This window comes from Pseudocolwellia agarivorans (genome assembly GCF_002000085.1).
Lineage (GTDB): Bacteria > Pseudomonadota > Gammaproteobacteria > Enterobacterales > Alteromonadaceae > Pseudocolwellia > Pseudocolwellia agarivorans.
Window position 1 is genome coordinate 140,669 of the sequence record NZ_MUZU01000006.1, and the last position, 23,490, is coordinate 164,158.

The 23,490-nt window shown below is 36.3% G+C and carries 19 protein-coding genes; 8 read left to right on the forward strand and 11 right to left on the reverse strand.

Features of this window, described 5'->3' with window-relative positions; genetic code table 11:
* Positions 1 to 8: 8 nt before the first annotated feature.
* The 5 genes from B0X80_RS11200 to B0X80_RS11220 all read left to right on the forward strand — a co-directional run bounded on the left by B0X80_RS11200 (position 9) and on the right by B0X80_RS11220 (position 3,038).
* Positions 9 to 449, forward strand: a complete 441-nt coding sequence (locus tag B0X80_RS11200; RefSeq protein ID WP_077340336.1) for a cupin domain-containing protein — start codon at positions 9 to 11, stop codon at positions 447 to 449.
* 49 nt (positions 450 to 498) lie between these two features.
* Positions 499 to 1,281 carry a glycine betaine ABC transporter substrate-binding protein gene (locus B0X80_RS11205; protein ID WP_077340338.1) on the forward strand — a complete coding sequence of 261 codons (783 nt, stop codon included), beginning with the start codon at positions 499 to 501 and terminating at the stop codon, positions 1,279 to 1,281.
* A 151-nt stretch (positions 1,282 to 1,432) separates the two neighbouring features.
* Entirely contained in the window at positions 1,433 to 1,723 is a 291-nt protein-coding gene (locus tag B0X80_RS11210; protein WP_077340340.1) for a putative quinol monooxygenase, read from the forward strand.
* A gap of 146 nt (positions 1,724 to 1,869) precedes the next feature.
* Complete coding sequence (locus B0X80_RS11215; RefSeq protein ID WP_077340342.1) at positions 1,870 to 2,259, forward strand: VOC family protein; 390 nt, start codon at positions 1,870 to 1,872, stop codon at positions 2,257 to 2,259.
* Between the two features lie 2 nt (positions 2,260 to 2,261).
* Positions 2,262 to 3,038, forward strand: coding sequence for a prolyl hydroxylase family protein (locus B0X80_RS11220; RefSeq protein ID WP_077340344.1), 777 nt, complete (start codon positions 2,262 to 2,264; stop codon positions 3,036 to 3,038).
* A gap of 87 nt (positions 3,039 to 3,125) precedes the next feature.
* Here B0X80_RS11220 and B0X80_RS11225 read toward each other — a convergent pair whose 3' ends face one another.
* The 9 genes from B0X80_RS11225 to B0X80_RS11265 all read right to left on the reverse strand — a co-directional run bounded on the left by B0X80_RS11225 (position 3,126) and on the right by B0X80_RS11265 (position 13,434).
* Positions 3,126 to 4,268 carry an L-dopachrome tautomerase-related protein gene (locus B0X80_RS11225; RefSeq protein WP_077340346.1) on the reverse strand — a complete coding sequence of 381 codons (1,143 nt, stop codon included), beginning with the start codon at positions 4,266 to 4,268 and terminating at the stop codon, positions 3,126 to 3,128.
* An 11-nt stretch (positions 4,269 to 4,279) separates the two neighbouring features.
* Positions 4,280 to 4,684: a cupin domain-containing protein gene (locus B0X80_RS11230; RefSeq protein WP_077340348.1), complete on the reverse strand. Its 405-nt coding sequence runs from the start codon at positions 4,682 to 4,684 to the stop codon at positions 4,280 to 4,282.
* Positions 4,685 to 4,693: 9 nt separating this feature from the next.
* On the reverse strand, positions 4,694 to 5,332 hold the full coding sequence (gene grxB / locus B0X80_RS11235; protein WP_077340349.1) for a glutaredoxin 2: 639 nt from the start codon (positions 5,330 to 5,332) through the stop codon (positions 4,694 to 4,696).
* Between the two features lie 180 nt (positions 5,333 to 5,512).
* On the reverse strand, positions 5,513 to 6,793 hold the full coding sequence (locus B0X80_RS11240; RefSeq protein WP_175623930.1) for an OprO/OprP family phosphate-selective porin: 1,281 nt from the start codon (positions 6,791 to 6,793) through the stop codon (positions 5,513 to 5,515).
* Between the two features lie 48 nt (positions 6,794 to 6,841).
* Positions 6,842 to 8,728: a methyl-accepting chemotaxis protein gene (locus tag B0X80_RS11245; RefSeq protein ID WP_077340353.1), complete on the reverse strand. Its 1,887-nt coding sequence runs from the start codon at positions 8,726 to 8,728 to the stop codon at positions 6,842 to 6,844.
* A 776-nt stretch (positions 8,729 to 9,504) separates the two neighbouring features.
* Positions 9,505 to 10,965, reverse strand: coding sequence for a sulfatase family protein (locus tag B0X80_RS11250; RefSeq protein ID WP_077340355.1), 1,461 nt, complete (start codon positions 10,963 to 10,965; stop codon positions 9,505 to 9,507).
* Positions 10,966 to 11,308: 343 nt separating this feature from the next.
* The gene (locus B0X80_RS11255; protein ID WP_245825442.1) at positions 11,309 to 11,800 is read right to left on the reverse strand and encodes a nuclear transport factor 2 family protein; all 492 of its coding nucleotides are present in this window, start codon (positions 11,798 to 11,800) and stop codon (positions 11,309 to 11,311) included.
* A gap of 16 nt (positions 11,801 to 11,816) precedes the next feature.
* The gene (locus tag B0X80_RS11260; RefSeq protein ID WP_077340357.1) at positions 11,817 to 12,464 is read right to left on the reverse strand and encodes a DsbA family protein; all 648 of its coding nucleotides are present in this window, start codon (positions 12,462 to 12,464) and stop codon (positions 11,817 to 11,819) included.
* Between the two features lie 85 nt (positions 12,465 to 12,549).
* Positions 12,550 to 13,434 (reverse strand): MBL fold metallo-hydrolase, encoded by an 885-nt coding sequence (locus B0X80_RS11265; RefSeq protein WP_245825443.1) that lies wholly within the window; start codon positions 13,432 to 13,434, stop codon positions 12,550 to 12,552.
* Positions 13,435 to 13,758: 324 nt separating this feature from the next.
* Here B0X80_RS11265 and B0X80_RS11270 point away from each other — a divergent pair, with 324 nt between their 5' ends.
* The 3 genes from B0X80_RS11270 (at position 13,759) to B0X80_RS11280 (ending at position 18,535) form a co-directional block, all read left to right on the forward strand.
* Entirely contained in the window at positions 13,759 to 14,265 is a 507-nt protein-coding gene (locus tag B0X80_RS11270) for a (2Fe-2S)-binding protein (RefSeq protein WP_175623934.1), read from the forward strand.
* Entirely contained in the window at positions 14,265 to 16,442 is a 2,178-nt protein-coding gene (locus B0X80_RS11275) for a xanthine dehydrogenase family protein molybdopterin-binding subunit (protein WP_077340362.1), read from the forward strand. Before B0X80_RS11270 ends, B0X80_RS11275 begins: the two co-directional genes overlap by 1 nt.
* Positions 16,443 to 16,975: 533 nt before the next feature.
* Positions 16,976 to 18,535, forward strand: coding sequence for a bifunctional GNAT family N-acetyltransferase/carbon-nitrogen hydrolase family protein (locus tag B0X80_RS11280; RefSeq protein ID WP_077340364.1), 1,560 nt, complete (start codon positions 16,976 to 16,978; stop codon positions 18,533 to 18,535).
* Between the two features lie 83 nt (positions 18,536 to 18,618).
* Here the strand turns inward: B0X80_RS11280 and B0X80_RS11285 are convergent, their stop codons facing one another.
* Entirely contained in the window at positions 18,619 to 21,843 is a 3,225-nt protein-coding gene (locus B0X80_RS11285) for a LamG-like jellyroll fold domain-containing protein (protein WP_077340366.1), read from the reverse strand.
* A 402-nt stretch (positions 21,844 to 22,245) separates the two neighbouring features.
* Complete coding sequence (locus tag B0X80_RS11290) at positions 22,246 to 23,262, reverse strand: aldo/keto reductase (RefSeq protein WP_077340524.1); 1,017 nt, start codon at positions 23,260 to 23,262, stop codon at positions 22,246 to 22,248.
* Positions 23,263 to 23,490: the final 228 nt, after the last annotated feature.

A 23,490-nucleotide genomic window follows, 5' to 3' on the forward strand; every position in this document is an offset into this window, starting at 1 on the left:
AACTTATCATGAAATATATAAAGCATGTATTAGCATTTACTTTAGCACTAACTATACATTCAGCATACGCCGTAAATACAACCCATATTTTACCTCAATCATCAGGTAAATTAGATGTACAAAGTGCAATAAAATCTCTCCCTAAAGAAAGCGAAAAACCTTTTGTAGAAGTACGTTTGGCTGATAATGCCGAAGTAGGTGTTCGTGTATTTAGAGTTTACAACCCTGTTCCTATTCACAGACATGCATATTCATCTACTTATCTTTCAATTCAATCCGGTCGTGGAATTTTCAGTATTGATGGCGGTAAGCCTTTTGAAGCTGGTGCTGGCGATATGGTTTTTTGGGGGCGTGGTGTTAATCATCAAGTAATAGAAATTTTAGAGCACCCATTAACTTTTTTAGTGATTGATGCACCAACACGTCGCGAGGGTGATGTACAAAAATAATGACTTCATCGTTAATACATAAATTTAGTAAAAATTTAAGGATACACTCATGTCTACTACAATAAAAATTGGTGTTACCGACTTATCTTTTCATCATGTTGCTGCATCTCTTGTAACAAACATATTACAAGAGATGGGGTTTAACGTAGAGCGTATTTATTCTGCTCACGAGAGTAATTTCAAAAAATTAAAATCTAATGAGGTTGATTTACTTTCTTCTGCTTGGTTACCTTCAAGTCACGGTATATATAAAGCCGATGTAGAGCAGGTTATCCAGCTAATAGAGCTAGGTTTACATTACGAACCTTATGCACTTTGGGGGATTCCTGATTATGTTCCTGAAAGTATAGTCGCTGAAGTAAGCGATTTATTAAAACCAGATGTTGTTGCGAAAATGAAACCTGATATTCAAGGTATAAACCTAGGAGCAGGTATTACACGTTTTTCAATAAAAATGATGGATGAATATGGCTTAAGTAACGTGGGCTATAAATTTCATACAGGTACAGAAGAAGATTGTTTTGGTACTTTTGAACGTGCAGTAGCAAACAACGAATGGTTTATAGTGCCATTATGGAAGCCACAATTTTTGCACTACAAATACAATATTAGAGAAATAAAAGAACCTAAGGGTTTACTTGGTGCTGTTGATAGAGCAGTTCTATTAATGCCTGAAGATAAAAAATCGTTATTTACTGACGAACAAATAAAAACATTAGATTCACTTCGCTTTACAAATGACATTATTGCAGAGCTTGATTATCAAGTATGCAGAAATAACAAACCATTAGATGAAGTAACTAAACAATGGTTAAGTTCACACTTTAAATAAGCGATAGTTTTGCTAAAAAAAATTATCAATTATTATTTGATAATGATTCACTTTTTAACCTGTTTAATAATAATAGTTTACCTATTAATATTAACTCAGCTGTTTAGAGCATCTTTAACAAAATTTTTAAAACTAACTAAAGGAAAAAATAATGACTACATTAACTATTGTTGCAAACATTTTAGCAAACGAAGACAAAATTGAATTAGTAAAAGCTGAGCTTATTAAGCTTATCGACATTACACGTGCTGAAAAAGGTTGTATTAACTATGACTTACATCAAGACAATGAAAATCCAGCACACTTCACTTTTTACGAAAACTGGGAAACACGTGAGTTATGGCAAACACATATGGGCAATACACATTTAGCTGAGTACATGGCAGCTACTGATGGTGCTGTTGCGCAATTTACATTAAGTGAAATGACAAAAATCGGTTAATTACTCCGTTAAGAGACTCCCTCTTAAGTATATTAAATACATATCAAAAAATATTGGGTGAACTAAGCCATTGTTGGGCACTTTAGTTCACCCAAATTTTTATATTAATTGTATTGCCACCCGAACATGAATATTAAGGAGTTAGCATGAATGTTAGATTTGATCACCTGTCATTAAGTGCCAAAGATCCCGAAGGTATCCGAGATTTTTTAATCGATTTACTTGGTTTTGAAATAGGTACACGCCCTAATCTTTCATTTAATGGTTATTTTTTATTTTCTGATGGAAAAGACTTAGTTCACATATTTCGTCAAGCCCCTGTGCCACAACAAAACAGTTTTCAGCCTAATAATAGTTCTGAACAAAACATTGTGCATCATGTATGTTTTTTTACAGATAACTACAAGGAAGTGCTGAACAGAATAGAGAAATTATCGCTACATTATTCTATGAATACGGTACCTGATACCCATACCAAACAAATTTTTGTAAGAGGACCTGAAGGTCTTATTGTTGAAATACAGGCGGTTCCTTAACAATGACAAATACTCAATCTAAACCTTTCTATGTTGCTGCTCACGAACTAGGCAGTACAAACACACATTTACCTCTATGGGCCAGCTATGATCAGAATCCACTAGAATTGAAAGCCTCAGCTACTCAGTTAATTTCCAGAACAGAAGTTGAAGGGGTTCCTGGCGCTTTTCAGTTACATAATGTACTGAGTAAAGATGAATGCCAAAGCTTTATAAAAGCAGCAGAACAAATGGGCTACACTGAAGATGCTGCTGTATCGTTAAGTAGAAATATTCGCCATAATATGAATGTAAATTGGATCACAGATCATTTAACCGAACAGATTATTTGGTCAAGGATCACTGATTTAATTAACCAGAACAATACTCATTTTTTAAATAAAAACGCCTTAGGGTTAAATCAACGCTTTCGTTTTTATCGTTATGAAAAAGGTGACTACTTTGCTATTCACACTGATGGTGCTTGGCCTGGAAGCAGAATAATAAATGAAAAACCCGTTATTGATGCTTTTGGCGATAGATACAGCTTATATACGTGTTTGATTTTTTTAAGTGAAGATTTTACTGGAGGTGCAACTGAGTTTTTAATTGATAGGTTAAACCCAAATAAGCCAGCGCGTAATCCACATGGAGCAGAAACAAAAGGTATTAGAACACCAGCAGGTAGTATGCTTTGCTTTCCTCATGGATCACACCCTTTACATTGTTTACACGGCTCAGCAATGATCACTAGCGGTGTTAAATACATTATAAGAACAGATATTCTTTTTAGTTTATAAGCTACAACAAATATACTCGAACACAAAAAAGCTTTCATAATGAAAGCTTTTTTGTCATTGTCTTATTAGGCCGTAAATTACTTTGGGTTACCTACCTAATACGCCGTCAGCTATCGGCCTGAACTGGTAAATTAAATACGGTGGTTTATTTTCAGCAACACCATTATTCAATGGAGCTGAAAGTGGCAATTGTGCTGCACCTGTATACATATCACCATTAGGGCCTACACTAACACCATCTGGCCATACCATCTGCTGGTCACTTGTGTAATCTCTATACTTACGTGTGCCAGCAGGAATTACACCAATTTTTCGTTCGCCTACTACGGTTAAATATAAGTTATCATTTTCATCAATACTTAAGCCACCGTTATTTGGTTTTTCAGCATACTGCTCAACTTTATTACCGAGTTCTTTTTCAGACAAAGCAGTATTAGCAATGTCAGCCATTTGAATACGATATACATATTTTTTGTTCAGTGGCGCAAAGTATAGCCATTCTTCTTTTCGGTCTAAAACAATACCATCAGCACCGACAAATACATCTATTTGTTTTTGTTTCTTAGTTCCCGCATCCGTTATTATTGGTAGAGTAAAGTCAGGTAATACGCTTTCATGTCCTTGTAATATACGACGACTTACTCCTGTTTTAAGGTCAACAGTAACTAATGCTGCTTTATCTCCTTTTGGACCGTTACCAATACCTTCATCAGCAATAACTATCATATTAAATTTATGTGATATGGCTAAATCATTATGCTGAGATTCAGGTAACGATATGGGAGAAGGTAAATAAATAATGCGATCTAACATATTCGTTAATACATTCCATGCTACAAGTTTCGGCGTTATACGAGGTTCCGCTTGCCCTGAATCAAGTATCCATACAACCCCTTCTCCATCAGCTCTTACACCTAAAACCCAGTTTAAATAATCAGCCGGATTCTTAAGTGAACCATCGGCTTTATATGCTCGCTGCATTTCAGCATTAGGAAACGGGATTGTTTCACCATTTTTTAATAACTCTCCCACTTTTACATTCGGATTATAAAAAGGATGGTAACTAAAAATAAAACGTTCATTTTTAGTATAGGTAATACCACCAACAGCACCATCAACCTTTGCGTAGATTTTAGACTTTACGGTATTGTCTGCTAAAACACATGCTGACAATACAAATGAGCTGCCTAAAATAAGTGTAAGTACTTTATTTAATTTGTTTAACTTCATAGTATTTATAATTACCTATTTTTAATATAGTCAGCTGTTCCATCAATCCAATCTTGTCTTGCCGGTGCAAAAAAATCGATATTAATAGAGGCTTTAGTGAAATGAAATTCGTGTGGAATATTAGTCGTAAACACCATAATATCTCCGGTTTTCATCTTAGATTGTTTACCATTTGAATAAACAGTTGATTGGCTGCCATGAAAATATTGACGTGATAATAACATCCCCATTTGCTCCGAGGGCTGCTGTGCTAAATTCAATAAAAAAGGCTCAGCTGTTAAGTGTAGTGCTAACCTTTCAATGGTTCCTTTACCAGGCGTCGACATAATTTGTTGATTAATTTTATCTTGCTCGCTACTTGCATTAGCCTGAGTGACTAAAAATAAGCTAGCGATAAATAGAGGCGTAAATTTCATTAACGATTCTTAATATAACTTTAATAATGGAAGTGCTAAGTTTTCGCTTTGTATATTTAACCAATGCTGTAGCTTTTCAGGCCAGTTAATTGTTGGTTCGCAACTTACCCCTGATAATATGGAATAATAAATAGCTTGATCCACCAAAGAAGCTTGGGTATCAGTGCCATTAAAATTAAGTAATTGTTCAGCTTCGTTAGCTAAAGCTTCAACGTGTTTTACTATTTCCGCTGTTTGCTCAAGTAAGTGATCAAAATTTAATTCAGCTACTTGCTTATTAGCAACCCAAGCTAAATGACTTTCTTCTTTTGAAAACTCAGCTAAATTCAGTGACAACCATCGTGGATAACCTATACGTTGCAACAAAGGAAAAGCTTTCTTTTGCCATTGTAAAGTCGTTTCAGCGGGGGCAGATGCGACATAGTCGTGCTTTAATGAAATAAGGTAATCAATAATATCGCTGCTCTCTAACATAGGCGTACCGTCATCTTTAATTAAAATAGGTACAACTTTTTTACCTACTAATTGAATAGGTGTTTCTTTGTCATGATAATCAACGATAATTTCTTGTAATGAAATATGTAGCATCTTAGCTACATATCTAACACGAATACAAAATGGGCAATGTTCATATATATATAATTTCACAGTTACTACCTTATTAAGATGAATGGGAGTTCAGTAGTAATAGAGTAACTAATCAAAAGTTTAACAAAAACATCAATACTGACGAAACATTCTCAATTTATTATTGATAATGCTCCCTCAGTATTGATGTTTTTAAACTTATGTGAAATATCAGGGAAAGAATTCACTATTTAAAATATTTTAAAAGCGGTAAGACACTCTTGCAGCGATAGCATTACCGTCGTGATATGTTTGCCCTGTTGTACTGGTAAATGGTGACTTAGTAATATCGGGCCCTGACACTTGAGCATCATAGTATTGCAGTTGTAAGTTGATATTTTGATTGATGTAATAATTAGTGCCTATCATAGAAACTTCGGCTTTAGTGCCCTCATTATGATCGACTAGGTCTAATACACTGTAGCGAGCGTACACTTCCCAAATACCATTTTCGTCTGTTGGTCGGCCAAATTTAGCGTACTTAGTATTGTATTTTAAATGGGTATCGCCATTAAGAAAGTAGCTTGCTGTTACATAATAACCACTAAAAGATAAGTCGTTAACACTGCTATCAACGGCATCTACGTCCATATTTCCGTATTCACCTTCAATGCGAAAAGCATTTTTTTGATAAGCAATTTCGCCCATAATAATAGTTGTATCGTTAGCTGCATCTAAGGTGGGTGCCTGAACTAAACGGTTGGTTGCATTTCTAATCCCCGCCCTTTCCGTTAACGCAATTTTTTCTTTACCTAGCTCTCTTAAAGCGTAAGACGCGCCAAGATGGAAAACTGAATCATTGGTCATATATGACCATGTTCCACGAGTATTATAGCCAAGTTCAAGTTTGTCGTTAGCATCACGTCCGTCTTTATCCCCAGCATATTTTTTATCTTCAAAAACGCCAGCCGATAATCTAAAACCATGATCAAATAATCTATGTCCCTGAATCCCCCATTGAAACGCAGTAGCAAAAGCATTCGCAACCATAGGACGTTCAGCTGTTAATTCTTCACCAATGTACTGAACCGAAAAACTTCTATCTTCTTTAATTTTACCTATTCGAAATTCAGTTTTATTGTTAGGTTGATAACGAGCAAAACCAACAAAAAACCGCGTAGAATCATCATCAGCTAATAGTAATAAAACATAATCGAGCTTATCGTTAGCTTTATGAAAAGCCCTTAAGTGTACTCGTCTAACAAAAACGTCAGATCCTGTTGCTCCTTCATTATTTGCATTATAAGCGCCGTTGTATTGGTTATAATCCATTTGTACAAGGCCCGCGAAACGCGTTTTACTAACGTTAGGCTTTTTCTTTTCTTGCTCCTGCTTTTGATAAGTTTTTAATTTTTTCTCTAATTTTTCTAAACGTTGCTCTACTGTATCTTGCGCGTTACTAGCAAAAGTAGACGAACAACAAACCGCTATAACAGAGTAACTTAACGTTTTTTTCAGATTTCGATACATCGAATTAATCATAATATCCCTTGCCATATGTTTTTAGTTAAAGCTTGTTTTGCGCAAAAGTTATAGCTTAAATATAACAATTGTCTCTTTTAAAGACTGAGCAACCTCTTTTAGGTGTGTTGCTATTTCTTTGTTATTACTTGATTTTTCATGTGTGTATTTAGCAAGGTCATTTATCGCGACTACGGTTTCATTAATTTCAGAAGCGACATGTGTTTGCTCTTCTGCCGCAGTAGCTATTTGGGTGTTCATATCTTGAATAACATTGATTGAGTGTTGAATGGATTGTAGTGACTGATTAACCTCAGTCGACTTTTCTTTAGTTTGCTGAGCATCACTCACAATAACATCCATTAATTGCACAGAGTTTTTAGATTCAAGCTGCAATCGCGTGATCATGGTATGAATTTCGTTTGTACTTTCTTTAGTTTTAGTTGCTAGGTTTCTCACTTCATCCGCAACTACTGCAAAACCACGACCATGTTCTCCTGCACGGGCTGCTTCAATAGCAGCATTAAGTGCAAGTAAATTTGTTTGTTCTGAAATACTATCTATAACATTTAAAATACTGCCAATGCTGTCGGTTTCTTTTTCTAAATTATTAGAAACCGTAACTACTTTATCGATACCGCTAAGTAACAAGTTAAGACTTTCACTCATCGATTCAACAATGCCAGTACCTTTGGCTGCGTCAGAACTTGTTGTATCTGCTGCATCAGAAGCTTGCACAGCATTTCGAGCTACCTCATCAACTGTAATGGTCATTTCATTCATTGCAGTAGCTGTGGCTTCAATACGCACCATTTGATCTGACGAACTATTATTCACCTCACCAGATGATTGAAACATTTGAGTAGAAGAAGCATCTAACTGCTCAGCAGAATTATTAATGGACTGCACTATGCTACGAAGATTTATCGCCATTTTAAGAATTTCAGCATAAACGCCTGTATCTTTATCTGATGGTAAAGGTGCAGAGGCTAAATCACCTTCAGCAATTTTATGTAATAACTGCTCTATTTCTTTCGGCTCACCACCAATTGGGATATACATTAATCGAATAACAATCACATAAATAATAACGAGTGAAACAATAATTAAGCTGATCGCCATAATACTCGTGTAAATCAAATTATTATTAGATGATGAGTTAATTCGTTCCTGTGAATCCCATGCCATAACGGCCCAATCTAAAGATTTAATAGGCACTGATATAGCAAAATATTCTTTCTTATCTAATGTGTAAGCATGCGGTGCAAAAGCACTTTCTTTATTCTGAGCAAAAGCTGGAATGGTTTTAAATAGGTTGTTGCCTATGTCTTTAGGAAATTTAGAGGCGAGTACGTAACCGTCTGCGCGCGTAACATAAATTTGGTTATCTTCTGAAAGCTCTTTAACAAAGTTAGTGAGTTGATCAAGCGCTAAATTAACGCAAAGTACGGCAACGATTTCACCATTACGAATTACAGGTACGCCAATCGCCATAACTAAATTATCAGCGGCACTTTTATAAGGTGTCGTGATAATATTTTTTTCACCTGCAAAGATTCGTGTATACCATTCTCGCTTTAATTCTTTCGCATTAAAATTTTTGATAATGCCATTTTTAGCAGACGAATAAGTAACACCGCTTTTTAGCCCGATATAAGCATTTAATACATTGAGTTCATCTTTTACTCGATGTGCCTCTGTAACAAATTTTTCAACATCTAACTCACCATTTGTATCAATAACAATTTGAGAAGCCACCATAGTTAAGAGAGAAAAATATCGATTAACATTTTGCTCTACAGCTTTAGATGTTAAAAATGCTTGGTTACTCAGCTTATTAGAGTAGTTTTCAACAGAAGATGATTTAAAGTTAATAAATCCGATGGTAGATATTGCAATAATTATAGTAGTAAATAAAAGAGCAATAAAAAGAATGAGTTTAGTTTTAGCAGCCATAATACGCCTAGAAGTATATATTTATAAAATGATTAATTTACATAAATTCCATTAACTTCAAATATTGTTGAAGCTATGTAAACAGTACTTATACCTATTTCATACAATTAAATGGGTATTAAACATTTTAATGTTCATTCATGATTATAGTTACTTTTAATAAATAACGAGTTTTTATTTATATGAAATTTAAGCTCCTCCGGATCACCATGAATAACGAATTAAATTAAAAACTTGTATTTAATTCTTTTCTTAACGGGCTATAACAAATAAAAATTGGGTTATTGTGCCATTATGAAAAACACAATTTTTACATTACAAATACAATATTAGAGAAATAAAAAAAGCTGAACCTCTGTTGGTATTATAAATAGAAGGGAGTTATTAAGTGCTCAAGCACAAGAAAAAATATTAGATTTGCGGACTTTGATGTTTAAAATATTCCTTAACCTCAACTCGGGTTAATGAATGTTAGATAATGAATTAAAAATCTTATTTATCAAAATCTTAATCTGTATCGTTGTTTTCCTAAGTTATATTAGTCTCTCAACATTGATATTTTTGTGTATAACAAGGCGAATTTTTCTATCTAATAGCTGGCTATTAGTAATAAATTCAACGAAGTTAGGCATGAAAATAGCTTGTTGAGTAACTTTGCTTATCCCGAGCTGAGGTTCCTTAGCCATACAGCTAAGGAATATTAATTGATAATGGTTTTTAAGACTAAGCAACCTCAACTTAGGTTAACGTTCATTAATGCGAGTTGAGGTTAAGTATTAAAGCTCAAACGTATTTTTAAATACTGGCGTTTTAGCGCCCTTTTGCTCTTTTAACCATTGCTCTCCTGCTTTTTCACTATCAAACCAAATAGGTTGGCGATGGCTTTGATTAAATTGTTCTGCTTCTTTAACCATGGTGGCTAGTACCTCTGGGTATTTAGCACTTATATCATTAGATTCACTAATGTCTTTATTGATATTAAAAAGTTTCCAAGGTTTGTTAACCACTTTAGTCGCTTTCCATTCATTCATACGTACACCAATATCTACATCTGCCCCTCTATAACGCATAACGTAAATATTACTGTTTTTACGTGGATTTTTATCTGCCAGTAGATCTTCCCAAATATTTACACCATCTAAAGACTTGGTTGCAGGAATGTTAGCATCTGCTAAATGAGCAAAAGTTGGGTAAAAATCTAACGCACTTACAGGGTAATTAAATACTTTTCCTGCGGGTACTTTACTTGGCCAATGAAAAAACATAGGTACACGGAATCCGCCTTCGTAAGCATCGCCTTTTTCGCCTCGCAGCGGTGAGTTATCAGCACCTTGTTCAGGCTTTCCACCATTATCACTTAAGAAAACAATAAGCGTATTTTCATATTCACCTGTCGCTTTTAATGTTTTAACAATATCACCTACACCACGGTCAACGGCATAAACCATAGCAGCATAAGTTCTGCGTTTTTTATCTTTTATAGAAGCAAACTTTTCCATATCTTCAGCTTTGGCTTCCATAGGAGCATGTGGCGCATTGTAAGCAACATAAAGGAAAAATGGTTTATCTTTGGCTGATGCTTGCGTAATAAAACGTGAAGCTTCACGTGATAGCGCATCTGTCATGTATTCAGTTTCACGTACTTCTTTACCATTGTGCTCTAAAGGTAATAAATAACTATGAATACGTTTATTACCCGCTTTGACTTGCTTGTTATAAATTGATTCATAATCTTCAGGAAAGTAACGATGTCCTCCATCTAAAAAGCCGTAATAATCGTCAAATCCTCTAGCATTTGGGTGATACTTAGGGCCACGTCCCATATGCCATTTACCTACAGCTCCGGTGTAGTAACCCGCATCTTGCAGTACATTACCCATTAATACTTCATTAACGTCAATACCTTGTTTGTTGTATTCAACATAACCTCTAGCAGGCTGCGGTAAGTTAAATTGCCCACCAAATTTATGAGGATAACGTCCTGAAAACATACCCATTCGGCTTGGCCCACAAAAAGGATGAACAACATACGCTGATGAAAACTTGGTTCCTTTTGACGCTAAGTCGTCTAGCTCTGGTGTTTTAATATCTTTTGCACCATTGAAGCCAACATCACCATAACCAAGATCATCAGCTAGTACGATAATAATGTTAGGCTGTTTTTGATCAGAAGCAGCAAAAGCATGAACACTGAAAGCTGACAATACAACCAACAGTAATTTAAAATTAAATTTCATAATAGGTTCCACAATAGGAGGTTTTGCGATAAAAAATATCGGTAAATATTCAATAACAATTGTAATTTACGGTTATTGGTCTTAATTATTATTCATTATAAATTGTCGTATTCGCTACATTATTTTCTTTAAAAGATGTAACAAAAAGTAGAAAGCTGCAGCTAAAGGAAAACGTTCGCCTTAAATTGCGATTTACAACATAAAACATTTAAAAGAAAAGTACAGTAATAATTTTTGAAGGAAAGCATAGGTGGTAGCAATAACTCTATTCAACTATCTTTATTAATAATTTGAATAGAGTAAAAATGCTTATTTTTAATACATAACAATCTAATCAGTACTTTTAATGCATAGCATCGGTAACCATTTTGCTATCAACTATTTGTTCAAAACTAATAATTTTTTTATCTTTTAGCTTCCATATGTGTGCAACCCTAGCGTTAAAGCTTTTTCCTGTTTCACGGTAGGTACCTGAATATGTTCCATAAGCGATAACAATATTGTTTTGAGCTACGTAATTTTCAGCTGTAAATTTATAGTCATCCCATTGGCTTGCTAACTTCGCAAAAACATTCGATGCTATTTCATTAAAACCTTGATATGTACCCGCGTAAGGAAAACCGTCTGCCTCACGCCATTGCACGTTACGACTCAAATATTTTTGAAGGTTTTTACCATTTTCTTCTGAAGTTTTACCTTCGTATGTACTTTGCACTATTTCAAGATTAGTCATGCTTTCCTCCGATAATATTCCCGTACCAAATGCACTAGCGGTATGAGCAATGATAAAAAACATAAAATATTTAATTAAAAAGTTTATTGGTCGCTTAGCCATAAATACTCACTTACACTTAATGTTTTAACAAACTAGCTAATTGAGTCTGCCAAGCTTCGGTTTGTCCGTAGTAACTTGCAATATCTAACTCTTGCCATTGGTTATTATCAAACTCAATAGCGCTTGACGGAAAGCCTCTACCGTTAATGTTTTGCAGTAATATTCGACTGTCATCAAAGTATTTACTGGTTGCTTCACCTTTTAACTGTTCAAATTTTTGGGTAAAGCTTTCTCTCGATAATCCATTGCTTACCGCGATATCAACGAGCTCTTGCAACTGCGTAATATTTTTACCGTTTTGATAATAAGCTTTTTGAATACTGTTAAGCATAGTAGCAGCCGCAAAACCAAGTTGTTCTGCTGCTAATATCGCTGTACTTGCGGGTGAAGAGTCTAGTACGACGGAGTGATCTGTTAACAAACCATCAGTGTATTGTTCACCAAAAACTTGCCCTGTTCTTTCAGCGATTACCTTATCGTTTTTTAAGGCAAATTCACGCCAGTCGACATGAATCTTCTTTCTATTATTTCCCGTTAACATGCCACCTGAATGAATTTTCACGGTTAAATCTTCTATATTATTCGCTGCTTCAATTAACGGACCTGCGCCATATGTCCAACCGCATAAAGGGTCAACAACAATATGTAGTTTTGCTTTGTTCATTTTAATCACCTTAATTTGTTGAATGACCTAAGTTCACAATAAGTTATTACTCTGAACTCAGGTTAACGACTATTACGCTAAGCGATTAACGCCATTCCATTTCACCCATGACTACTTTAGAGCCTAAAGACAGAATGTTTTCGGCACCAACATTTGGGTATGTTTTCGTCATAATATTCACCACGTCATCTGACGTTTTTGATTGCGAAACCGCTTTTTCAAAATCTGTAAGGTAAGACTTCATGTAAGTGATAGACGATAAGTCTTTTTTACTACCCGCTAAAAAATGACCTGGAATAACAACTTCAGGTTTTAAGCCTTCAATGTTAGACAGAGTTGTTAACCAAGTATTTCGATCACTTGTTGTTTTAGTATCTGCAACCCAAACGTGCATTTTGTCAAAAACGACAACACCGCCTACTACTGTTTTTATTGATGGGATCCATAAGTACGTGTGTGAAGGGTCATGCTGTAAGTTTTTAATATAAATAGGTGTTCCATCTACCATTAATTTGTCGGTATTAACCACTTCGGGTACAAATAATTTTTTAGGTGCATTATCTTTTAAGATTGGTCCCCAGTAAGTTAGTTTACCGTCCATCGACTTTTTGATTTTGCTAACCGTTGATTCTGTAGCAAGAACTTTCACTTCAGGAAATGCTGCTTTAATTACATCAAGACCAAAATAAAAGTCAGGATCACCATGGCTGATATAAACTGTTTTTAAGGTTTTACCGCTTGCTAAAATCTTTTTCACCAGCACTTCAGCATCATTACGCTGAAATTGTGCATCAACTAATAGTACTTCACTCGTACCACTAATAATGCTTGATGAAACAGGGAATATGCTATTGCTTTCGGGATTAAATACATCCACATTAAGTGTAGTTTCAGCGGTTACATTACTTGCTAATGCTGCTGATGTTACTGCTACTGCTGCCACTATTGCTTTTTTCATTTTATTCATCATTGCTCTACCTATGTGTTAGTTAATTGACTGATTTAAATAAGTTGAAGCAAGTATACGTTGCAAGTATCAGTTAAAAAACACTACAAAAAGCAATTGATTATTTCATAAATCGAACAGATAGAGCTTTATAGATTTTATTTTTTGAATAAATTAACTCGGAAAATATTTATGTTTATGCCTTTATTTATTCTGTTAAGTGTAAATATATGTAAATAACAGCAATTAAGCCTTTCTTTCTATCAAGTCTATAGTAAATTAATTACATCATATCAATCGATAAAAACAACGTTTCAACGCGTTTCATAAAAGTGATAAACCATGCCTATATACAACCTTTCCATTAATGGAAAATCAATAACAACATCTAATATAGAAAGTGACACGCCACTTTTATGGCTGTTGAGAGATGAACTTAATATGGCTGGCACCAAGTATGGCTGTGGTAAAGGCTTATGCGGTGCTTGCACTGTGCATATGAATGGCAACCCTATTCGTTCTTGCCAAATTCCTGTGGCAGCATTAGGTGAACAGAACATAACAACGATTGAAGGTATTGCCTCAGATAACAAACTTCACCCTATACAACAGGCATGGCACGATTTAGATGTTGCCCAATGTGGCTACTGCCAAGCAGGGCAAATTATGAGCGCAGTGGCTTTACTTAAAGAAACGCCTAAACCCACTGATGAACAAATAGAGCAGTCTATGGCGGGTAATATTTGTAGATGCGGTACATATGTTCGCATTAAACAAGCCATAAAACTTGCCGCAGGAATTGAAGATAACACAGCGAAAAAGATGGATTATTCATTAGCTAAGGAAGTGAAATAATGGAATTAGTTAACGTTAATCGTAGAAGCTTTTTAAAAATGACAGGCATCGCTACTGGCGGTTTAATTTTAGGTTGGCATGTGCCTAAGTTCGCCATTGCAGCCACGTTAGAAAACCCAAAAGCGCTAAATGCTTTTTTACAAATAACACCCGACAGCCAGGTAATGATTTATTCACCTAACCCAGAAATTGGCCAAGGTGTAAAAACATCAATGCCGATGATTGTTGCTGAAGAACTTGATGCCGACTGGGAAATGGTTACCGTTAGACAAGCGCCTATCGATCCTATTTTTGGGCGTCAATCAGCAGGTGGTTCTCGCTCTATTAATACCAATTGGGATAACTTACGTAATGCAGGCGGTAGTGCTAAGCACATGTTATTACAAGCGGCAGCTGAACAGTGGGCAGTAAATGCTAATGAATGTCGTGCAAAATTAGGTTATATCATTCATAACCCATCAGGTAAAAAATTAAGTTACGGTAGCCTTGTAGAACGTGCCGCTAACCAAAACGTACCAGCTCCAAGCGACTTAACTTTAAAGTCGTTTGATGAATTTACTTTATTAGGTAAGCGTATTGGTGGTGTCGACAACCTTGCTATTGTTACAGGCCAGCCATTATTTGGTATTGATCAGCATAAAGAAGCCATGTCTTATGCTACTTTTGTAAAATCACCTGCTTATGGTGCTAAACCTAAAAAAGCTAATCTTGACGAAATTAAAAAACTCCCAGGAATTAAAGACGCCTTTATTGTTAAAGGAGCAAAAACACCTCGCCAACTAGCACACGGGATAGCCATTGTTGCTACCTCAACGTGGGCAGCTTTTAAAGCTGAGAAAGCGTTAGTAATTGAATGGGATAACAGTAACGCTGCAAGCGATACCTACAGCGAAATGAAAGCCCAAGCTGAAAAGTTGGCGTTAAAAGCCAGCAGCAATCAAAAGCTATTAAATAAAGGAGACGCGGTAACAGGGCTTAAGAACGCAGCTAAAACAGTATCTAGCGTATATAGCTACCCTTATATTGCTCACACACCACTAGAACCTATGAACTGTACTGCTCAATGGCAAGATGGAAAAATTGAAATATGGGCGCCAGTACAATTACCACAACCCGCTATAGGATTAGTTTCTCGCATAACTAACGTTGATCCAGCCGATATAACCTTACACCAAACACGTGTTGGTGGTGGTTTTGGTCGCCGATTAGCTAACGACTACGTGATGGAAGCAGTTGCTATAGCGCAACATGTTAAAGGACCCGTAAAATATACCTCAACACGTGAAAGCGATACTGGCCATGATTTTTATCGCCCTAGTGCCTTTTTCACCTTTAATGGTGGTGTTGACGAACAAGGTAAAATTACCGCATGGCAAGAACACTTTATTACCATGGGTGGTAATAAAAAAGCCAATGGTCCTGCAGGTAGACGAACAACTGTTTTCCCTGCGCCATTAATTAATAACTTTGAATTAAGCCAAAGTATTATCAAGTCTAAAATGCCTATTTTTGCTTTAAGAGCACCACAATCAAATGGTTTAGCTTTTCCAATCCAGTCATTTTTACATGAGTTATCAACCTTAGCGGGTCGTGATCATTTAGAGTTTTTATTAGAAGTTTTAGGTGAATCTAAATGGCTTGATGAAGGCAACAAAGACTCTTTACATACAGGCAGAGCTGCTGAAGTATTAAAGCTAGCTGCTAAAAAATCAGGCTGGGGTAAAAAGCTAGAAAAAGGTCGCGGTATGGGTATGGCTTTCTATTTCTGTCATTCAACACCTGTTGCGCAAGTGGTTGACTTAAGTGTTGATGAAAACAAAAAAATTACTATTCATAAAGTCACTATAGTAGGCGATGCTGGCCCTATTGTTAATTTAAGTGGTGCCGAAAACCAATGCCAAGGCTGTGTAATTGACGGGTTAAGTGTTGTTATGGGGCAAGAAATTACCTTTACTAACGGAGTTGTTGATCAGTCTAATTTCCACGACTACCCATTACAACGTATGCCGGGTGTTCCTGAAATAGAATCACACTTTATACAAAGTAACTACCCTCCAACGGGTTTAGGCGAACCTGCATACCCACCGTTTGCGCCAGCATTTTGTAATGCGATAGCTGATGCAACAGGCGTAAGATTAACCCACCTACCTATCAATAAATTAGGGTATAGCATTTAATTTAAATTAGAGTATTAAATAACCTGAATTCGGTTTAAGAAGTAGTTAACTTATTGAAAAGTAAATATTAAAACCCTATCTCGCTTCTAGCTTGATATTTTTACTTAATTCAAGGCAAATTTACGCGTCAATAGCTGGCCTATTGCAAGTGAATTTAACGCAGAAGTGAGTAAAAATAGCAGCTAGAAGAACATTTATTAAACCGAGCTCAGGTTAAATAATTTCCTGTTTTATTATGGAAATAGAGGATTATTTTCGATTCCTGCCCAAAAGTGAGGCTATATACTTCGGCTTTACACCAACTATTTTATTGTTTGGCACATAAACATTAAACCCAATAAATAATGCATAAATAATAGTTTTAGTTTATATATTAACTTGGGTATAAAAAGCACTTAGCAAGTCATTCAACAGAGCACATAGTCTGGCTGTTATTCGTACCTCACACATAGAGTCAGCTACTTTTTTCCACTCAGCATGGCGTTATTTTTATAGCTTAATAAACGTCGAAATTATAAAAACCTGGTATCAAAATGAACGATAATACTTTTACTGATGAATCAGAACACAAACTAAATTTACGCAACCTGGAGTTAAGTGATTTTGACGATTTAAAAGAAGTCATGGAACTCATCTATCCTGACATGGGTGGTGCTGGGCCAGAAAAAAAATTCAAAGCGCAACTGTCTACTTTCCCAGAAGGCCAAATATGCATTGAAGATCATGGAAAAGTGATTGCCGCAGCTTTTTCGCTTGTTGTAGATTATGACAAATTTGGAGATCACCACACTTACGAAGAAATTACGGGTGATGCCTACCTAACAACTCATGATCCATTAGGTGATGTATTATATGGTGCTGAAGTTGTGGTACATCCAGACTATCAAGGCATGCGTCTTGGTAGACGATTGTATGAAGCAAGAAAAGAACTTTGCCAAAATTTAAACCTTAAATCTATTGTGGCCGGTGGGCGTATACCCAACTATCAAAACCATGCAAAAGACATGTCACCTCAAAAATATATTGAGCTTGTTAAAAAGAAAGAAATTTATGATCCCATTTTAACTTTTCAGTTATCAAACGATTTCGAAGTAAGACGCGTTCTGAGTAAATACTTGCCTGAAGACAAAGAATCGAAAGGTTATGCCACCCTGCTGGAATGGACCAATTTATATTACGATGATGAAAAAGCCCCCTTGTTTGGTGCTATCAAAAAAACAGCAAGAGTTGGTTGTGTTCAATGGCAAATGAGGCCGCTTAAGTCTGTAGAGGAACTTATTCAGCAAGTAGAGTTTTTTGTTGACGCCCTCTCAGATTACCAATGTGATTTAGCTTTATTGCCTGAGTTTTTTAATGCACCTTTAATGGGGATTGAAGCGCATCAAAACTCTATTGATTCAATTAAAGCGTTATCTGAATTTTCTGAAGAAATTATTGAAGCAATTTCTCGTCTAGCCGTTAGCTATAATATCAATATCATTGCGGGTTCATTACCCGTTATGGAAGATAACCAGCTATATAATGTGTCCTATTTTTGTCGCCGTGATGGAACACTAGAATCACAATATAAAATTCACCCTACCCCCCATGAAAAACGCGCTTGGATTATGCAAGGTGGTGATAATTTACGAGTTTTTGATACCGACTTCGGTAAAATTGGTATTTTAATTTGTTACGATATTGAATTTCCCGAACTTGCTCGACTTCAATCGGAAAAAGGTATGCAATTATTATTTGTGCCTTTTTGGACAGACACAAAGAATGCCTACTTAAGAGTTCGTTGTTGCGCACAAGCTCGGGCTATTGAAAATGAATGTTATGTAGCTATAGCCGGTAGTGTGGGTAATTTACCCAAAGTAGATGGTGCTGACATTCAATATGCTCAATCTGCCGTATTTTCGCCATCAGACTTCTCTTTCCCTCATGATGCAATTATGGCCGAAACAACACCAAATACAGAAATGACGTTAATTGTTGATCTGGACTTAGAGAAACTAAGTACATTACAAAATGAAGGCTCAGTAAGAAACTATTTAGACAGACGTCGCGACTTATATAAAATAAATTGGCTCGGAAACAAAGACAACGAGTAAAAGGCATAGCCATGTATGAAAAAAGCCTCGTGAGTTGTATAACTCACGAGGCTTTATCATTGGATTATAAGATTAATAACAAATCAATTAATAATACCTATCGCATCAAATTCTCGAAGCCCTACTCTTTGTGAATTAGCAGATTCAAATAACACTCTAATACGGTCAGCTGAAATATTACTTGCGGGTGTATAACGAGTTACACCATTCACATTAGCATTCTGCCAAGGGGTTATATCTTCCCAAGCATTATTATTTCGTCGTTGAACTTTCCAACGAGATATTTGATAACTAGGTGCATTATCTTCTCTTACTGAAAATACAAAGTTACTAGCTGTTTGAAACGTAAACTCTTGCCAAACTAAATTATTAGCTGCACCAATACCATTTGAATTAGCTCGTGCTTCTACATTTAGGTTTCCATCATGTACTCGATGTTGACGTGTACTTTGCCAATTATTACTTGCAGCAGAAAATGTACTAACCGTTGCTAGCTCAATAGGCTCTCCTGTTGGAGGCGGTGTAACTGGAGGTGTCGCAGGTGGCGTTACTGGCGGCGTAGTTGGCGGTGTTACCGGTGGTGTAGCAGGAGGCGTTGCTGGAGATGATCCCGATCCAAATCGGCCTAAAACTAATTGGTCAATACGGTAACCATTAACGGTATCAGCAACAAAATGGTTTGCATTACCTAACCAACCAGCAGGAATATTACCGTAAACAATAGGGTCAGGTTGCATTGGTTGACGACGAGGATCAAACGGTGCATTGCGATTACTAGGATCAGGTGTTAAAGCATCGATACCTAAACCTCCATTAGCCGTCCCCGTATGACAACTCAAACAAAAAGCATTGCTTGATGAATCAGGTCTAGGTCGATCGGAAAATAACGGTCCTTCAGGGAAATTAATATCGTCACGAATGCTACTTAAACCATTAGGAATATTACCTAAATGTGCTGCGTAATCAGCTGTATAATCGTGATAACACACATATCTATTATAACTTGTACTACCCGTACTTGTTAATGTAGCGCTAATTGCATTATGGGTAGAATTTGGGAAGCTGTTCGCTACCGCGGTCCAGTTAGTTCCGTTCCAGTTGGTAACACTGCCATTAATTCCCGCTAAAGTTCCGCTTGCATGATTACACGCAACTTCTGCATTTACTTGTTCAGCAAATACTTTAAAGTCATCAATCCAGCCGGTATAACTTGCTGCATCTCCATTACCAAGTGTCAATAATCCTGGTGTTAATGTAAATAAAGCTAAACTATTATTAGTAGTAAACGTGTCAATAATCATACCATCAACATAAGTACTAATTGTTTGGTTGCCATTAGTTAACTGAAACCCTAGATGTGCCCATGCATTAGCATTAATGCCTTGAGCAGAAGTTATACTATGTACTTCTGCACCTGAGCTATCAAAAAACACAATTTGATTAGTATTACGAATTCTAATTTCACTGCCATCAGGAAAGGCAATTAATGTTCTTGTACCTGATGTATTACGTGTATCAACAAAAATACTGTAATACCAAGGTGTTGTTAAAATATTTCTCGTTTGCGCAGGAATAGTGAACTCGAGACCCGCATTATTACCGTCTAACCAAAAACCTTTGCCGTGTACTCCACCATTAGTTACCGGTTCTGCACGACCATTTCCTAGAATACGACCACGAGTAGGGATACGCCATTCAGTATCAGCAACTACCGCACTATTGCTATTATTAAGATGCGGCATACCACCCGTTGCTGCATTTTGTAAATAACCTTGGCGAATAGCTCTATTTACACGACCATTACCTGCATACCCCATAAAAACGGCATGCGCCATATTTGCGTTAATAAAGCTATTAGGATTTAAGTAATCATCAAATGGTACTTCATCACTACCGCGTCCGGTGCTCATTAACCAAGTAACATCTGCAGGTGTTATTGGTGTCATACTCGCGTGATAATTAAATCGGTGTTCATTTGAGTCAAAAAACGATGAATTAGCTGAATTGCTTAACGGCATTTGAGAGCGATCACGGTTACGTGCATCACCAATACGAATATAACCATCATCGCCACCATTTGGTTCATACAACTGAATTTCTCGATGTTGTGCATCAGTCGATTTAATCATGTAATCAATATGGTTAAGCTGATTATCAAGTACCACAGCTTTACCACGAGTCCAAAGCCCCATAATAACGCGACCATTTAGTTTAGAAATTTCTTGGAAATCATTTGAACAACCAGTACCTGCAACACAACGAGTTGGGAAACCTGAACGTGTTAGGTTCTCACCATAAGTGGTGAACGTTATATTATCACCATCTTTATCCATCCATGGGTAACTACCAAAGTCGTAATCTTCAGGAAGTATCGTTCCTTCACTATCACGAAATGGCTGCATCGCTAAGCCGTAGCGTGTATTAATAGTATCATCATAAGGTGCATGAGCCATTGGACGAATATTATCACTGCCCCATTGCCTAACATCACACGCTGCTGCGGGTTGAGTATTACCATCGTTATCAACATATGTTGGGTTTTCAGGATTGTCGTTCACAAAGTAAGCAATATCAGAGCTACTCGTATGAGCATCGCCATTATTGTCGAACCAACGATAACTACTATTAGGATCAACTCGCGCCACCATCATACGACCATCACCCGTAATGGTTGGCTCAAAAAAAGAGTTCACATTAAAAGCGTTACCCGTAATGGTATCAAGCTCTGTTACTTCAACAATTTCAGCGGCTGCCGTTTTAGGGTTTTCAACACGAACACGCATATTGATACCAAACAAACGACGAGGACCATTATTACCACTGGCACGAACAACCGTTAAGTCATAACAATCAAAAGCACCGTTAGCATTAGCGCCTGTAGCATCACAAGCATAAGGATTTTTAATATTTGAATCGGGTGCAAACGTTGGATCACATAACCCTGCATGAGCTTGCCCACCATCGCCAGCCAAACTGCCACTAGGCACACCTGCATAGGTTGGCGCTGAGGCATTAGCATGGCTAAGAATTTCAGTACCTGCTGCTGAATTTAAAAAAGGTGTTGTAATTTTTTCTGGCACAAGTAGACGGAAAGCGACTCGTAAACCATTACCCCCTGGAATTTCAGGACGATGAGCTAGGCCGACTCGCCCATCAGCACTCGTTTGTAGTGGAGGAATTGTGGGTTTTAAATACTGCAAATTTTCAGTCATGTGTACATCACGATTAATGACTGGAGTTTCAGCAAATGCAAAAGCAAAAGCTGGTTTGAATAATAAGAGTAATATTATTGGTTTAGTAAATCTCATAAAACTTCCTTTATTTTAATAAGAGTAAACATCATACATTAGTATACATTATACCTTTGCGCCAATATTTTAATCATTAATTCAATTAAAGTGGTAATACTTTTTATGAAACAACAATAAAAAAGCCTCGTGAGTGCTATAACTCACGAGGCTTTTGTTTTTAACTAATCTAATACCAATTCCATTAAGTTTGTTCTCAACTCAGAGCTACATTAGCGAGCTTAAAACAAGCAAAATTATTTAAACATAGTTATTCTATATTTCATTAATTTTGTGCCGTTATAAGTTTGCTAATGAGCTCCCAAGGGCGAGTTTTAAAGGCTTTTAACTCTCGCTGAGTGGGAAAAAACTTATTGGACTTGGTATAAGTTCAGATTAGAACTAATTAGATAATAAACACTATTACGAGGCTAATATTTTCTCAATTAACAGTAACTCTTCAGCGCTAAAGTTTTGTTGCTTTAAAGCATCTACCGACACTTCAACTTGTGCTGCGCTGCTTGCGCCAATTAAACACGATGTTACCGCTTTGTTGTTAAGATTCCATGCGATAGCCATTTGCGCTAAAGTTTGTCCACGCTCTAACGCTAAAGCATTTAATGCTTTCACTTTAGATAGCTTTTCAGGTGTTATTTGATCACTATTGAAATGAATTATTTCGTTACGAGCAGCTCTTGAATTAGCCGGAATACCATTAAGGTATTTGTCGGTTAACAAGCCTTGAGCAAGAGGTGAAAACACAATAGACCCCACACCTTCATTCAGTAACACATCTGTTAAGCCATCTTCAATCCAACGATCAAACATGTTGTATCTTGGCTGATGAATCAACAACGGTGTACCTAAATCGTTAAGAGTTTTAATCGCTTTAATACAATCAGCCGGACGATAATTTGAAATGCCTACGTAAAGTGCTTTACCTGAACGAACAAGATAATCAAGCGCTGCCATTGTTTCTTCTATAGGTGTTTCAGGATCTGGACAATGATGATAAAAAATATCAAAGTAATCTAAACCTGTACGTTTTAAGCTTTGTTCACAACTTGATATTAAATACTTTCTTGAACCGCCAATACCAAAAGGCCCAGCCCACATGTCGTAACCCGCTTTGCTAGAAACAATAAGTTCGTCACGATAATGTTTAAAATTACGTTGAAAAATTTGACCAAAAGTCGATTCAGCCGAACCATACGGAGGCCCATAGTTATTCGCTAAATCGAAATGATTAATACCTAAATCAAACGCTTTTTGTAAAATATTAGCCGCATTTGATTGTGAATCGACTTCACCAAAATTTTGCCAAAGGCCTAATGAAATTTTAGGTAGCTTTAAACCACTTTTACCACAACGAGGATATTCCATTTCTTTATAACGGTTAGCGTCTGCAATGTAGCTTGGATTAGGTTCATGAGTGATCATAAATAGCTCTTTAATTAATGAGTGATAAAACGACAATAAATAAGCGATAAAGCTAGCTTTTTTTGAGTCTTTTGTTACCAAAAAATATACGTGCTTTATTATACAAGATCCCACCTAAGTTGCGAGATGAGTATAAGTAAAAAACAAATAAACTCATGCACTATTTTATTGATAGTAATAGAAAATACAGAAGAAGTATTAAGGTGAATAGTACAACGACTCTTCATT